Source organism: Acinetobacter sp. PC34, assembly GCF_051789135.1.
GTDB lineage: Bacteria > Pseudomonadota > Gammaproteobacteria > Pseudomonadales > Moraxellaceae > Acinetobacter > Acinetobacter johnsonii.
This window is the reverse complement of the sequence record NZ_CP196664.1, coordinates 2,214,506-2,229,526: the sequence shown is the minus strand read 5'-3', so window position 1 is coordinate 2,229,526 and position 15,021 is coordinate 2,214,506. Positions and strand designations below refer to the sequence as shown.

The following is a 15,021-nucleotide window of genomic DNA, read 5'->3' as shown; positions in this document are numbered from 1 at the left end:
AAGCAATAGAATGAATAAAATCACACAGGATATCGAAACCGTACTAAAGCAGATTCCAGACGGTGCGCATATTATGACGAGTGGATTCGGTCTGGCAGGACAGCCAATCGAATTGATTGAAGCATTGATTGATATTGGCCCTAAGGATCTGACTATTATTAACAATAATGCAGCTTCTGGTGACCGTGGTCTAACCAACCTGTTATTGTCAGGGCTTGTTAAGAAAATGATCTGTTCATTCCCACGTGCCAATAATTCCAAAGTGTTTGAAGAGTTGTATAAAGCTGGAAAAGTAGAGTTAGAGCTCGTACCACAGGGGAATTTAGCTTGCCGAATTCAGGCAGCAGGTGCCGGTCTGGGTGCTATATTTACGCCTACAGGTTTTGGAACCAAGATTGCTGAAGGCAAAGAGACCCGTCATATCAATGGCAAGGACTATGTGCTGGAATATCCAATTCATGCCGATTATGCCTTGATTTATGGCAAGCAGGCTGATCAATGGGGTAACTTGACCTACCGTAAAGCAGCACGTAACTTTGGCCCATTAATGGCAAAAGCAGCCAAAATTACGATTGCTCAAGTACATGAAATTGTGGAGCTGGGGGATCTTGATCCTGAGATTATCGTGACCCCGGGTATTTTTGTACAGCATGTGGTGAAGGTAGGAGATATCAAATAATGACTATTCAAAAACGTACACGTGAGCAGATCGTAGAAAAAGTTGCACAGGATATTCCTACCAGTTCTTTTGTGAATCTGGGCATTGGCTTACCGACACGCGTTGCCGGTTACTTAAAGCCTGAACAGGATATCATCCTGCATTCTGAAAATGGCGTTCTGGGTTTTTCTGCTTTAACAAATCCTGAACAAGCAGATGATGATCTGATCAACGCTGGCAAAGAGCTGGTCAGCATGCTAGATGGCGGCAGTTTTATGAACTCTGCGGATTCCTTCGATATTATGCGTGGTGGCCATTTAGATTTCTGTATTATGGGTGCATTTCAGGTCGCAGTGAATGGTGATCTGGCTAACTGGCACACTGGGGCACTAGATGCTGTACCTGCAGTTGGTGGGGCGATGGATCTAGCGGTGGGCGCACGTTGTGTCTATGTCTGTATGGAACATGTCACTAAAAATGGTGAGCCAAGAATTGTTGAAGAATTGACTTATCCAATTACTGGTAAAAACTGTGTAGACCGAATTTATACTGATTTATGTATCATTGAGCTAAAAGCTAACCAGGCTTGGGTAGTGGAAATGGTCGATGGGCTAAGTTTTGAAGAGCTACAGCAACAAACCGGTTGTAAGTTACTTGATGGTCGTTCTACTGAGAAATTAAAAGTATCAGTTTGATAATTTAAGTAAATGAAACCATTTTTCAAAATCGCAGCTTAGGCTGCGATTTTTTTATGTGCTATATATTTTTGTGCTTAGTTGCGTATTCTAAAAGCGGACATTTCTATTTTGGGCTTACAAATGTACTTTGTATAATATCCATTATGTTAACTGGATGAGTTAAAATTTAACTTATTTGGATAAATTTTCATTACACTTAAGAATTAGAGATAAGAAGTAAATTTAATAATTGAGATGGTGGTATTTATGAAAGGCCCATTATGTAGTGTTCTATTGAGTTTTTTATGCATAGGTTCTATACATGCTGAATCAATAGATAATTCAAAATTAGTTAATCAATCGAAAGAAAGTATTGTAGTGGTCAACAAATATTGGACACAGTTTTAAGTGATGTGTGCTGAAAAAACAGGAGGTTTTAACTTGGTAAACTAAACACACTCATCAGGAGTTTACCATGAGCAAGAAACACAAGACTTACACCACAGAATTTAAAGCTGAAGCCATCAAATTAATTGAAGCCAATCAAGGCAATGTCTCGGAAACAGCTAGACAACTTAGCATTTCAATGCAAACTCTTTCAAATTGGAATACCAAAGCAAAGGCTGGAACTTTAGCAGGTACCAAACAGTATTCACCTGATCTAAACGCTCTACTCGAAGAAAATAAAAAACTCAAACAACAGCTCAAAATAGCTGAAATGGAACGTGAATTTTTAAAAAAGGCAGCAGCGTACTTTGCCAAAGAAAGTCAGTAAGGTACGCCTATATGAAACAAAAAAGATATTCTTTTCCAATTAACTTAATGGCTCGATTACTTCATGTTTCAGTTTCATGTTTTTATGATTGGCTCAAGAGAGGCGTGAGCAAAAGAACGATTCAACGAAATCAACAGACGATATTGGTGAAAATAGCCCATGAGGAGACAAGGCAGAGCTATGGTTATATTCGATTAACCAAATACTTACAAGCTCAGGGCATAAAAATGAGTATGTACGCTGTACGTCAGATAAAAGCGCTGAACCACCTGTATTGTAAGCGACACAAGCGTTTTAAAAGGACTACGAATAGTGACCATAATCGAGCGATCTATGAAAACCTGCTGGAGCAACAATTCTCAATGACTAGACCAAATCAAGCATGGTCAAGTGATATTACGTACATATGGACTGTTGAAGGATGGCTGTATTTAGCAGCGGTAAAAGACCTTTACACGAAGCAAGTGGTTGGCTATAGTGAACCGTACCGGGTTTGTCGGAGACTTTTTTATTTAAGTTAGGCCACCTGACCTAACGGGTTAATCTTATCATAGTACATTGCTTCAAACTCAAAAGGCGATACATAACCCAGTGCACTGTGTACACGCTTTTTATTGAACCAATATACCCAGTTTAGTGTCGCAAGTTGTACATCTGCTAAACCTTGCCAATCTGCTTTTAAATATTCAATCACCTCTGTTTTGTATAAGCCATTCACCGTTTCAGCCAGAGCATTATCGTATGAATCACCAGTTGTACCGACTGATGCTCGTAAATTTGCAGCTTCTAAACGATTGGTATAGCGAATAGAAAGATATTGAACACCTCTATCGGAATGATGAATCACATTCTTTGGCATGCCTCGATCGTGCAATGCTTGCTCAAGTGCATCGAGTACCATATCTGTATTCATCCGTGTAGATACTTTCCATTCAACAATTGCTCGTGAGAACACATCAATAATAAAGGCGGTATAGACCCAGCCTGAATTTGTTTGAATATAGGGGTGAGTAGACCAAGGGAATCTCACCCTTAGCCCCTCGCAGAACCGGACGTGAACCTCTCAGCTCATCCGGCTCCCATTATCCAACCGATGGTAAACATCCCATTTTTCAGTGCACAAAGGCATTTGGAAAATCACGCGCAAGTCGCCCTAAGGCATATCTAGCCCGTCTTTTATGACGGGCCAAGTTTTTATACTTACGCCTCATCCAGCGTATAAGATAAGCATTCATGTGTTGCCAGATCGCTGACATTGCTGAACCATGGAATCGACCATAGTATTGCTGCCAACCTTGAAGAATTGGATTAAATATTGCAGATAAATCACTTAATTCGCGATTACACATCAGATGTAGATGCCATTTCCGAATAGTCTGTCGCATTGTTTTAAGTGCATCACGACTGACTGCAGGAGAGAAATTTACATAAACTCTTTTATACTTGTCCACAGCCTTACGGGGCCTAAACGTGTACCCGAGAAAAGTAAATTGAACATCTGGATATGCTTGGCGACGATTCACATCTTGGCAATAAACAATCTTTGTCTTATCTGGATGCAATTCGAGTCCACATTCACGAAATCGTGCACCAATCTTTTGTAAAACAAGTTTGGCTTGAGATAAACTTCGGCAATGAATTACTCCATCATCCGCATAGCGGCAGAATCTTACACTCGCAAAATTCTTGGTAATCCACATATCAAAAGCATAATGCATAAATAAATTAGCCAATAGAGGACTGATAACTCCACCTTGCGGTGTGCCGTGATTCCTTTCTAAAACTTGACCATCTACATTTTGCATAGGTGCTTTTAACCAGCGTTCTACATAGAGAAGAATCCATGGAATTTCGCAGTGTTTCTTAAGTGCACGCATGAGTAGATTATGGTCAATGTTATCAAATAGACCTTTGATATCAAATTCCACAACCCAGTCATACTCCCAACTTCGTCGTCTCACCACAGCTATCGCATCATGGGCAGAACGCCCTGGACGATATCCATAAGAGTTTGGATGAAATAGAGGATCAATCTGTGGCTCCAATATAAGCTTGACAGCTGTTTGTGCTACTCGATCCGCTACTGTTGGAATGCCTAACATACGTACCCCACCTGATTTCTTTGGAATCGGAACACCTTTGACTGGCGGTGGAAAATAACTGCCTGAACAAAGTCGATTCCATAGTTTATACAGGTTGCCTTTTAAGTGGTGTTCGAATTGCTCAATAGATTCATGATCGATGCCTGCAGCACCGCCATTCTCTTTGACTTTCTTGAATGCCTCCCAAATTAACGCTTTAGGAATGTTAAATGGTTTGGTCATAAAGCCTTGTTCCTCCTGCTTGTGCAGTTGACAAGACCGCAGACCTGGATAATGCAGCCCCTTCGCTCCATTACCATTACAGTAACTTCAACACTACTACGAGCTGCTCCGCCCCTTGGTGACGCATTGCTATTATCGGCCTTGCCTTTTGAGCTTGTACCTTTCGCTTGACATCGCCACCGAAGGTTCCCGCAGTTCAACGTAAAAGCCTGAATTAGGATCGCGCTGCCTCTACGCCGGACACCGAATGGCCCGTAAGCAGGTAACGGCCAAACTGATCGCGGGGCAACATCCATCCCCGGTTTTGATGTCATTTGAGTACTTTCGACACTTGAACGGCAGTTCACTGGTGTTCGCCTTCCTAATTCTTACCTGACGCCTTTACAACGCCTTTTCCATAACGCTCACGACCGGGACTTTTGATCCAAGCCGCTTATGGTGGTTTGCTACCTGCTCCTGCAAGCCGATAGCGAGGGGCCATACCCTCATCTCTTACGCCGCTTGCTGCGGCACACTAAAGTCAGCAACCCACAAGTGATTAGGCTGATCAGCCCTAAAATTCCGTTTCACCAAGTCAGGTGCTCGTTTTTGGTCATCTCGGCTACGGGTGGTTTGTTTGTTCTTACCTCGCCAAACACCTTGTATACCTAGCTTTTTCATTAATCGAGCAACAGTACAGCGTGCAATAATATAGCCTTCACGTTTCAGTTTTTGCCAGACTTTACGTACACCATATCGACCTGAACTTTCCTTCCAAATTCGTTGAATTTGTTCAGCATGATGCTCATCATGTAGATCTCGCTTTGCTCGATGTTCTGGATTTTCGCAGAGATCTAGAGTCCGGTAATAGGTTGAAGCTGCGATCGGTAAAATCCTACAAATCGCATCAACACCATATAAGTCTTTATTGTTATGGATAAAATCCACCATTATTTGTGTGGGCGGTCGAGCTCCGCCTGGGCGAAAAAAGCGGCTGCTTTACGTAGAATTTCATTGGCACGCTTTAATTCTTTAATTTCACGTTCCATTTGCTTCATTTTTTCTTGATCAGATATCTGTTGTACTTTAATAGGATTTTGCTGATCTAAATGCTTTTGATGCCAGGCACGAAGTGTTTCAGGAGTACAACCAATCTTAGGCGCAATTGCTGTGATTGCAGCCCAAGTAGAAGGATAATCTTTTTCAGATTCAATCAATAATTGAACCGCTCTTTCTCTGATTTCAGGGGTATATTTTAATTTTGTCATCGGGATAGTCTCTCAGAATATTGACTCTCCGACAAACCCGGTACGGTTCAGACTGTCTGATCAAGTCTAATCTCTTTAATTTACCAAAGTATTTGCCTGAGGGCGATGGCATCGACTGGAACGTGGTAATTGTTGATGCCACAGAAATACTAATACAAAGACCTAAAAAAACAGAAGAAAAGCTATAGTGGCAAAAAGAAGGCACATACTTTCAAAGTACAGGCCATCATTCATTATAGAACTCAGCAAATTCTGAGTTTATGCACGAGTCGCGGTGCTGTACATGATTTCGAACTCTTTAAACGCAACTTGAATCAGATTCCTTGATAGCCTTTATTCTTGCAGATAAAGGCTATCAAGGAATTTACGCATTGTATCCGAATAGCCTATTGCCATTAAAAGCAAAAAAGCGCTGTAAATTGAATCCTGAGCTAAAAACCTATAATCAAGAAATCAACAAAAGAAGAATTGGGATTGAGCATGTATTTGGCAGTTTAAAAACTTTCAAAATCCTTGCCGAGCGATATCGTAATCGAGGAAAAAGACTGGGTTTAAGATTCAATTTAATTGCTGGAATCTACAATATTGAACTGAGTAAAAAATAACTTATGAAAGAAGTCTTTTATTCAGCTCAGACTTTATCAATCGCTAATGAATGATGATTTATAAAATAGTTAAACTACTATTCAGAGAATGATAGCTATTAGAGCTTTGAACCACGTTCTATTTTTAATTCTAAAGAAGATTTAAGATAAAGAGGATGCTGGCAGGAGATAAATCTAATGTTAGAAAATTGGGTCTTTCATCTTCCAGCATAGAATTATAAATGAAGGCACACAATTAAGGTGTAATACTGTGAATTCAAACTAATATTCTATGAGTCCACAGTATTTAAATTTATTTTAATTAGGACGAAGGCTGGATATCGACCAGATTGCGTTTGCGGCTTAGGTCATAGCGGTTAATACTAAAGATCAGCAAGGCAAAAACAAAGCCTAATGCAACGCAGGCTGACCAACCATACATTTTCCATAGGTTGAGTGATAGAAATGCACCAATCCCAGCACCTGAAAAATAACAGGTCATATAAATGGCATTAATTCGTGAACGCGCTTTTACCGAGATTCGATAGACCAGATTCTGGTTCAAGACATGCAAACAGGAAATTCCGAAATAAGCCAGAATTAAGCCCATAATATAAATCCATAAGTAGCTCTGGGCAAAGAACAAGGGAATCCAGGCCAGAATCAGTCCACATGTGGCCAAGTGTGCAATCCATTTTTCCCGATGCCGGCCAATCATTTTCCCCGTCCATTGGGATGACCAGATGCCGACAACACCGACAATCCCCATCAAGCCAATCTGGAAATCATTAAAATAATAGGGTGCTTCTGCCAGAACAAAAGTCATGGTGGTAAAAATAATACTCAGCATCCCAAAGCCCAAGCCGCCGATTATGCTACGACGGATAAGCATAGGTTCCGTCTTGGCAAAGGTAAATAATGAGCCATAAATTTGCATCATACTCATCTGTAATTGGCTTTTAGCTTTTGGTAAATGGAACCACATTGCGATACTGAGCAATAGAATAGAACAGCCACTAAACAGGTATACCGCATGCCAAGACCATAAGGTGGAAATCAATCCGGAGATGGTACGTGCAAAAAGAATCCCAACCAGTACACCACTCATAAGCAGGCCAACGACTTCGGCACTTTTTTCACGCTGCGACAGGTTTGCGGCAAAGGGAATTAGAATCTGAGTGGTAATCGAACAGAAAGAAGCGAGTAGGGTAAAGCCGTACAGCATATGCAGATTGGTACTCGCAGAAAGTCCGATCAGCGCCAGACCAGTACACAGCATCAAGCTACAAATGTAGAGGCGTTTTTCAAATAAGTCGCCTAGAGGGACAAACAAAAATAATCCGGTGGCATAGCCAATCTGGGTCAGTACTACAGTCCAGCCAGACTGAGCCACACTGATCTGCAGATCCTCTGCAATAGAATAAATCAAGGGCTGGTTAAAATAGTTACAACCTGCGCAGAGTGCGCAGGTCATTGCCATCATGAACATGAAACGGCGTGAAATTTGCCCTTGGGCTGACATCCTTGTCTCCTGAGGCTTTAAAAACTATAGTTGGCAGAGAGGTTGATACGCGAAATATCTGCTTCCTTATTGTCAAAGGTTTCACGCTTGCCATGATGATATTCTGCACCCAAATTAATCTTTGGAACAGGAGAATAGATCACGTTAGCCACATAGTCGGTTAAGCGCTTATTGGTTTCCGGATTGGCTTTGGCATAATCGCTAGAATCATCAAAATCAACCACGCTGGCATTAATACTACTACGTAGTTTCGGCGTAAATTTATGCGTGAAGCCAATATTTATACTATTGAACTCATTCAATAAAAGTTCATTATTGATTGGATCGACTGAATAATCGCCACCCCAGGCAGCACCATCGGTTGTTGAACCTTGAGTCAAGAAAGCTGCAATACGCTGATCACCGACCATATGGAAATAGTTCCCCTGAATTGAGTTTTGATCATCTAAACGGTAACGTCCACCAACGCCCACACCCCAGCCAACTTTTTCAATATCACCTGTATCTGTTTGCGCTTGCTTTTGATTGACAAAGCCTTGAGCTAATAAATGAAGAGGGCCTGATTGATGAACATATTTAGTGCTTAAGGCAGGTAAGGCAGAAGAACGATCGCCACCGGCCATGTACTCCAGACCGACATTCCAGGTATTTTCCGGATCAAGTTTGAAAGCATAGCTCACCTGAGGTGTACGTAAGACTGATCCACCCAGGAACAAGCTGTAGTCGACAGCTTCAGTGCTAATCTCTGGTGTTGACATCAATGACCAGGCCTGACCAAACGTCCAGTTATAGTATTTTAAGTGTGCATGACGGATACGTAATCCACCATCGCCTTTACCATTGTTGGTCCAGAAGTCGGCTTCTAAACGAGCAGAAACATTCGGATTGCCTCCTAGATCTTTGGCCAGGAAACCAATCCGGCTGGCAGCCGCAGTAAAATCGGAACGTACAGAATCCGGTTCAGTAAAAGGTACTTTATTAATCTGGTTAATGGTACGGCCACGGGCTTCAGTAGTACTTTTGAAATCGACTGCACCATCAAAGCGGATCAAGCCATAAACATCGACATTATCTACCATTGAACTCAGCGTTTTAGAGTCTTGCGCTTTGGCTTGTTCCTGCTGGTTCTTTAATGCAAGTTGCGCGGCTTTTTGTTGTTCTAGTTCTGCCTGGATTTGCTTTAACTGTGACTCAAGAAATTGCATACGGTCTTCAGAAGCTTCTGCTGAAAATGCCTGTGCTGAAGCAATACCACATAATGTCGCTAAAACTAATTTTTTCATTTCTTAATCCCTAAAGAAATTTTTAATCCTGAATGATAGGAGACCTTTCTATACTGACGTGTTGTAAATATTTGAAGTGAGGAAGGCAGCGATTTGACCTGCCTTCCGAAGTAGGGTTTATTCTGCTTTTTGCGGATCGTATAAACGGTCTTTAATAAACAGGGCAGGAATCAAACCGCATAGGAAATATGCTGCACCCATTACCAACAGACCTGTACCGATCGAATCATGCATCGCCAGATAACCAATCGTAATTGGCGCAAAGATTGCACCGATACGACCAATATTGAATGCACCGCCCACCGCTGTACCACGAACACCAGTCGGGAAACTTTCGGTTAGATAGGTTGCATTGATGGCATATGGAATACCGTACAGGAAGCCGAAGATTAGCATCAGTACGCCAATGTTATCGGCATTATGCATATACACCACGACAGGGATAAATAGCGCTGTTCCCATGGTGCCGAAAGCAAACACAATACGGCGACCAATTTTATCAGCAACATAACCTGCAATGATTTTGGCAAAAATCATGGTGATGAATGTACCCACCATATACAGTGCCATTTCTTTAAACTTAATGCCTAATTCAGCTTCAAGATAACTTGGCAACCAGTTACTTACACCGAAGTAACCAAATAACAGGAAACCGGAGCTGAAAGACCACAAGATGAACATCTTGCCATGAGTTTTATCTTTAAGAATGGTGATGTATGGATTACCTTTTTTGGTATCGTTATCCACAATCTGACCAGTTCTTTTCATTTCACGGACACGTTTCCATGATTCTGGCTCTGGCACCATAAAGTGCATCAGGATACCCAAAGCTAATGGAGCAATTGTGATCCAGTACAGCATACGCCAGCCGAACTCAGGAATAATCCAGCCTGAAATCATGGTAATCACCAATGAACCTAAAGTGAAACCAGTCATCAATGTTGCCAGTACAGTAGTACGGTATTTGGTCGGTACGTATTCTGACATCAGAGTATTACAGGCAATATATAAACAGCCTAAACCCAAGCAAGAAAGAGTACGTAAAATTGCAAATTCAGTATAAGACTGTGCAAAACCTGAGTAGGCGGATAAGATCGAGAAGGCGATGGTGGCCAGTACAATGACACGGACACGTCCAAATTTGTCGCATGCCCATCCACCAATAAAGCCTCCGATCCCCATACCTAAAAGAGAATAACTTCCCAAGGCACCCGCCTGTACAGAAGTCAGGCCCCATTCAGCTTTCAGACTGGTCAGACTGAAAGCCAGAATCCCGATATCTGCACCGTCACAGAGCAAAATCAGAAAAGCAAAGACAAAAGCCGTCATCCAAAGACGTTTTGGTGCCTGTTTAATGGTATCCGTGGAGGAGACATCGGTTTTATTGTCTCCTGTTACGATGGTATCGCTTGTCATTCTTATATCCTCTATATATTCAAAGTAGCATTTCCTCTGCTACCGCTAAATCCATTTTTCTTCCTCACGGAAACATAGTTTTCCTGATTTAACAGACTCGCTCTGCACACAACAGCCGCTGCATTTTTTATCAGGCTACATTCGATTTTTCACGCTTTACGCTAAATCAAAATCATCTCATTGCTGGAAAATTTGATTTCGTAAATTAATTTTAAGTTCTGCCTTTAAAATACTTAATTCCGTATTGCGAAATCAATTAATCATAAAACAACCAGATGAACAAGAGTTTTTACTCTATTTTTAGTAAAAAATAACTTTTTTGCATTCTGGAGTTAAAAATCCTTGATTTATAGCTTGAGAAACCTTAGTTTTATATAAAATAAAATTTCGCTATACAAAATAAATGGAGATTTTAATGGAACAGGTAGTTCAAGTAGAACAAGTTTCAGCACATGTAGCGATGGTTAAAATTCATCGACCAGAAGCGAAAAATGCCCTGAATACAGAAGTTCGCCAGAAACTTGCGGCGGCTTTTTTGCAACTGAATGACGATGAAAATGTTCGTGCCATTATTCTTACCGGTGGTGAAACAGATTTTGCAGCGGGTGCTGATCTTAAAGAGCTATCAAATGCCCAAACTATTCAGATGATGCAACGACGCACAGAAAAGTATTGGCAAGCTATTGCGCAATGTTCAAAACCAGTCATTGCAGCTGTAAACGGCTATGCACTTGGTGGTGGATGTGAACTGGCGATGCATGCTGACATCATCATTGCCGGGAAAAGTGCCCAGTTCGGTCAACCTGAAGTCAAAGTAGGGGTGATGCCAGGTGCGGGTGGAACACAGCGTCTATTTCGTGCTGTAGGTAAATTCCATGCCATGCGAATTATCATGACTGGGTGTTTAGTGCCCGCACCTGAGGCCTATCAAATCGGTTTGGTGTCTCAGGTGACCGAAGACAGTGAAACCCTTGCAACAGCAATCAAGATGGCTGAGGGCTTGGCAAAATTACCGCCAATCGCGCTCGAACAAATCAAGGAAGTAGCGTTACTGGCTGAAGATGTGCCACTGAATGCTGGACTTGCTCTAGAGCGAAAATCTTTCCAGATGCTGTTCTCTTCAGAAGATCAAAAAGAAGGCATGCAAGCCTTTATTGAAAAACGTAAACCAAGTTATCAGGGACGATAAGCATGAGCATTAAAATTCAGAAAATCGGTGTTATTGGCGTAGGGACTATGGGCGCGGGCATTGCTCAGATCGCTATTCAGTCTGGACATGAAGTGGTGCTGTTTGACGCCAAAGCTGGCGCTGCTGAACAGGCGCAGGAAAAACTGGCTAAAACATTAAATACTTTGGCTGACAAAGGTAAATTCAGTCATGAAAAAGCCGCTGAAGATATCGCTCATCTGTCAATTGCCCAGCAAATAGAAGATCTGAAGGATTGCGATTTAATTGTAGAAGCGATTATTGAAAATCTGGAAATCAAACAAAAACTGATGCAACAGCTGGAAGGACTTGTAAAACCAGAAGCGATTCTGGCATCAAACACATCTTCATTGTCGATCAGTGCGATTGCTGCCAATTGTAATCAGCCACAACGTATCGCAGGTTATCACTTCTTTAACCCGGTACCGTTAATGAAAGTGGTGGAAGTGATTGAAGGCTTTAATACACGTGCCGATATTGTTGATGCTTTGACCCAGCTTTCAGTCAAGATGGGACATCGTCCAGTAAAAGCCAAAGATACTCCAGGATTTATCATTAATCATGCTGGCCGTGCCTTTGGTAGCGAAGCCTATGCAATTCTGAATGAAAATGTCACGCCATTTTATGATATTGACCGAATCTACCGTGACGGTATCGGTTTCAAGATGGGGCCGTTCGAACTAGGCGATCTGACCGGTATGGATGTGTCACATCCGGTAAGTGAATCGATTTATAAACAGTACTATGAAGAAGCACGTTACCGTCCAAGCGTGATTACCCGCCAGCGCTTTATTGCCAAGCAACTCGGCCGTAAAACTGGTAAAGGTTTTTATGATTACACCTCGGGTAGTAAGCAGGGTGATGTGGCTCCAACACTGGCTGAAAAGCTAGAGCAATATCCATCAGTGTGGCTGGGAACAGAATACAGCGAAGACCATCAGGCACTTAAGCAATATCTGCAACAGTTCAATATCCAGATCGAGCAAGGTGAGGTGCCTTCTGCAGAAGCTTTGATTCTGATTGCGACCTATGGTGAAGATGCAACTTCAGCGGCAGTTCGTTATCAGGTGGCGCCTCAGCAAGTGGTATGTATCGATCTGCTTTATGGTCTGAATAAACACCGTACTTTAATGCCAACTTTTGTCACTAAACCTGAACTAGTAAATGCAGCGCAATCCATTTTTAATCTAGATGGTGTGAGTGCGAGCACAATCCAGGAAAGTGTTGGTTTTGTAGCTCAACGTGCTTTAGCGATGATTGTGAATCTTGGTTGTGATATTGCCCAGCAAGGTATTGCAACAGTAGAAGACATCAATATCGCAGTGAAATTAGGCCTTGGTTATCCATATGGTCCAATTGAATGGGGCGATGTACTAGGCGCTGAAAAAATCCTGAAAACTCTAGACCGCATGACCGCAATTACCCGTGACCCGCGCTACCGTCCAAGTCCTTGGCTGCGCCGCCGCGTTCAGCTTGGTCTACCTCTTGTTCATACTACACATTAATTAAAAAGTTAAAGGAATAACACTCATGTTAAACGCATATATCTACGATGGTTTACGTTCACCAATCGGTCGCCATGCAGGAAGTTTGGCAAGCGTACGTCCAGATGACTTAGCAGCAACAGTAATTAAAAATCTGTTAGAAAAAACCGGCATTCCGGCAGCAGATGTAGAAGATGTGATTTTTGGTAGTACTAACCAAGCCGGTGAAGACAGCCGAAACGTAGCTCGTTTTGCTGCACTTTTAGCAGGTATGCCAGTGACAGTTCCAGGCCAAACGGTGAATCGTCTCTGTGCTTCAGGCTTGGGTGCTGTGATCGATTCAGCACGTGCAATCACCGCTGGTGAAGGCGAGCTGTATATTGCCGGTGGTGTAGAAAGTATGACGCGTGCACCATTTGTAATGGGTAAAGCTGAAAGTGCGTATTCACGTGATGCAAAAATCTATGACACCACGATCGGTACACGTTTCCCAAACCGTAAATTCACCGAGCAGTTTGGTGCGCACAGCATGCCTGAAACAGGTGATAATGTCGCTGAAGAGTTTGGTATTACTCGTGAACAAGCAGATACTTTTGCTGCTGCATCACAAGCGAAATATCAAGCTGCAAAAGAAGCGGGTTTCTTTGAAGGTGAAATTACCCCGATTGAAGTTTCACAAGGGCGTAAATTACCGCCTAAATTAGTGACTGAAGATGAACATCCACGTCCATCTTCAACATTTGAAGCATTATCCAAACTAAAACCACTTTTTGAAGGTGGCGTGGTGACTGCGGGTAATGCATCAGGTATCAATGACGGTGCTGCGGCACTGATTATCGGCAGTGAAAAAGTTCAGGAACAATATGGTTTAAAACCTTTAGCACGTATTCTGTCTTCTGCAGCCGCAGGCATTGAGCCTCGCATCATGGGTGCGGGTCCAATTGAAGCGATTAAAAAGGCGGTAAAACGCGCCGGCTTAACTTTGGATGATATGGATATTATTGAGATCAATGAAGCATTTGCCAGCCAGGTATTGTCTTGCCTGAAAGGTCTGGATGTGGCTCTTGATGATCCACGTGTTAATCCAAATGGTGGTGGAATTGCGATTGGCCATCCATTGGGCTGTTCAGGTGCGCGTTTGGCTTTGACCGTTGCGCGTCAATTACAGCGTACTGGTAAAAAATATGCCGTGATCAGTTTATGTATCGGTTTAGGTCAAGGCTTGGCGATGGTCATCGAAAACCCTGAAGCTGCATAACAGCTTTAGTCATCGTATTAATGCCATGTATAGATGATATACATGGCATTTTTTATTGGACTACTTATATAGAAATAAAAATCCCTGCATATCGCAGGGATTAATTGAATCAGCGTAAGGATCATTTTCGGCCAGTGACCAATAAAGTTGCTGAACCAAAGGCATAAATTTTACTGTCTTTGTCGACGATTCGTCCTTCTGAAGTCAGCACAGTGCGTCCGGTCCGGATCACTTCACCAATGGCTGTATAGGTTTCGCCATTTTTCATGGCTTTCAACATTTTGACATTCAGGTCAATGGTCGAAAAACTGACGCCAGCCTCTACTGTGGTATGTACTGCCGCACCTGTAACGCTGTCCAGAACGGTGGCGCAGAATCCACCATGAATACCACCTTGCAAATTGAAATGGCGCTGATCTGGATAAACTTCATATTCCACATAGTTTTCCCGGACAACATTGAGTTTCATAGGAATCAATTGTCCCATTGCTGAGCCGGGTAATTCACCATTTTTAATTGCAGTTAGATATTCAAGTCCATTCATTTGTGCTGTGGTCATATAGATTCCCTCTAATGAAATATTTCG

General features: G+C 42.3%; 11 protein-coding genes, 4 pseudogenes and 1 other annotated feature. Of the genes and pseudogenes, 8 read left to right on the top strand and 7 right to left on the bottom strand.

The genetic code is table 11. The features are described from left to right. Window positions 1-10 precede the first annotated feature (10 nt). The 3 genes and pseudogenes from ACSC9N_RS10840 to ACSC9N_RS10830 all read left to right on the top strand — a co-directional run. Window positions 11-679 carry a 3-oxoacid CoA-transferase subunit A gene (locus ACSC9N_RS10840; RefSeq protein ID WP_094149036.1) on the top strand — a complete coding sequence of 223 codons (669 nt, stop codon included), beginning with the start codon at window positions 11-13 and terminating at the stop codon, window positions 677-679. Further along, on the top strand, window positions 679-1,353 hold the full coding sequence (locus ACSC9N_RS10835) for a 3-oxoacid CoA-transferase subunit B (RefSeq protein ID WP_094149038.1): 675 nt from the start codon (window positions 679-681) through the stop codon (window positions 1,351-1,353). Before ACSC9N_RS10840 ends, ACSC9N_RS10835 begins: the two co-directional genes overlap by 1 nt. Window positions 1,354-1,810: 457 nt before the next feature. Beyond that, window positions 1,811-2,616, top strand: a pseudogene (locus tag ACSC9N_RS10830) (IS3 family transposase); the annotation flags it as partial. An 11-nt stretch (window positions 2,617-2,627) separates the two neighbouring features. Here the strand turns inward: ACSC9N_RS10830 and ACSC9N_RS10825 are convergent. From ACSC9N_RS10825 to ACSC9N_RS10815, 3 genes and pseudogenes are all read right to left on the bottom strand, one after another. Continuing rightward, window positions 2,628-3,113, bottom strand: a pseudogene (locus tag ACSC9N_RS10825) (IS3 family transposase); the annotation flags it as partial. Between the two features lie 109 nt (window positions 3,114-3,222). Then, window positions 3,223-4,434: a group II intron reverse transcriptase/maturase gene (gene ltrA / locus ACSC9N_RS10820; protein ID WP_094148824.1), complete on the bottom strand. Its 1,212-nt coding sequence runs from the start codon at window positions 4,432-4,434 to the stop codon at window positions 3,223-3,225. A 504-nt stretch (window positions 4,435-4,938) separates the two neighbouring features. Beyond that, window positions 4,939-5,681 (bottom strand): annotated as a pseudogene (locus ACSC9N_RS10815) (IS3 family transposase); the annotation flags it as partial. Continuing rightward, window positions 5,290-5,406: a sequence feature (AL1L pseudoknot), on the bottom strand. Its footprint overlaps the pseudogene before it by 117 nt. 219 nt (window positions 5,682-5,900) lie before the next feature. Here ACSC9N_RS10815 and ACSC9N_RS10810 point away from each other — a divergent pair. Continuing rightward, window positions 5,901-6,008: pseudogene (locus tag ACSC9N_RS10810) on the top strand (hypothetical protein); the annotation flags it as partial. Beyond that, window positions 6,005-6,286, top strand: coding sequence for a transposase family protein (locus tag ACSC9N_RS10805; protein WP_213062759.1), 282 nt, complete (start codon window positions 6,005-6,007; stop codon window positions 6,284-6,286). The pseudogene ACSC9N_RS10810 and the gene ACSC9N_RS10805, both read left to right, overlap by 4 nt. A 301-nt stretch (window positions 6,287-6,587) precedes the next feature. On the opposite strand, the gene ACSC9N_RS10800 is transcribed toward ACSC9N_RS10805, so the two are convergent. The 3 genes from ACSC9N_RS10800 to ACSC9N_RS10790 form a co-directional block, all read right to left on the bottom strand. Continuing rightward, window positions 6,588-7,787, bottom strand: coding sequence for an MFS transporter (locus ACSC9N_RS10800; RefSeq protein WP_094148818.1), 1,200 nt, complete (start codon window positions 7,785-7,787; stop codon window positions 6,588-6,590). A 17-nt stretch (window positions 7,788-7,804) separates the two neighbouring features. Further along, entirely contained in the window at window positions 7,805-9,070 is a 1,266-nt protein-coding gene (locus tag ACSC9N_RS10795; RefSeq protein WP_004646966.1) for a DcaP family trimeric outer membrane transporter, read from the bottom strand. Between the two features lie 117 nt (window positions 9,071-9,187). Continuing rightward, window positions 9,188-10,486, bottom strand: a complete 1,299-nt coding sequence (locus tag ACSC9N_RS10790) for an MFS transporter (RefSeq protein ID WP_094148812.1) — start codon at window positions 10,484-10,486, stop codon at window positions 9,188-9,190. A 415-nt stretch (window positions 10,487-10,901) separates the two neighbouring features. Between ACSC9N_RS10790 and ACSC9N_RS10785 the strand changes: the two genes are divergently transcribed. The 3 genes from ACSC9N_RS10785 to ACSC9N_RS10775 are packed head-to-tail and all read left to right on the top strand — an operon-like array spanning window position 10,902 to window position 14,435. Continuing rightward, on the top strand, window positions 10,902-11,675 hold the full coding sequence (locus tag ACSC9N_RS10785) for an enoyl-CoA hydratase (RefSeq protein ID WP_094148810.1): 774 nt from the start codon (window positions 10,902-10,904) through the stop codon (window positions 11,673-11,675). Between the two features lie 2 nt (window positions 11,676-11,677). Beyond that, window positions 11,678-13,198, top strand: coding sequence for a 3-hydroxyacyl-CoA dehydrogenase (locus ACSC9N_RS10780; RefSeq protein ID WP_094148809.1), 1,521 nt, complete (start codon window positions 11,678-11,680; stop codon window positions 13,196-13,198). 25 nt (window positions 13,199-13,223) lie between these two features. Continuing rightward, on the top strand, window positions 13,224-14,435 hold the full coding sequence (locus ACSC9N_RS10775; RefSeq protein WP_094148808.1) for a 3-oxoadipyl-CoA thiolase: 1,212 nt from the start codon (window positions 13,224-13,226) through the stop codon (window positions 14,433-14,435). A 121-nt stretch (window positions 14,436-14,556) separates the two neighbouring features. Here the strand turns inward: ACSC9N_RS10775 and ACSC9N_RS10770 are convergent, their stop codons facing one another. After that, window positions 14,557-14,994 carry a PaaI family thioesterase gene (locus tag ACSC9N_RS10770; protein WP_094148807.1) on the bottom strand — a complete coding sequence of 146 codons (438 nt, stop codon included), beginning with the start codon at window positions 14,992-14,994 and terminating at the stop codon, window positions 14,557-14,559. Between the last annotated feature and the right edge of the window lie 27 nt (window positions 14,995-15,021).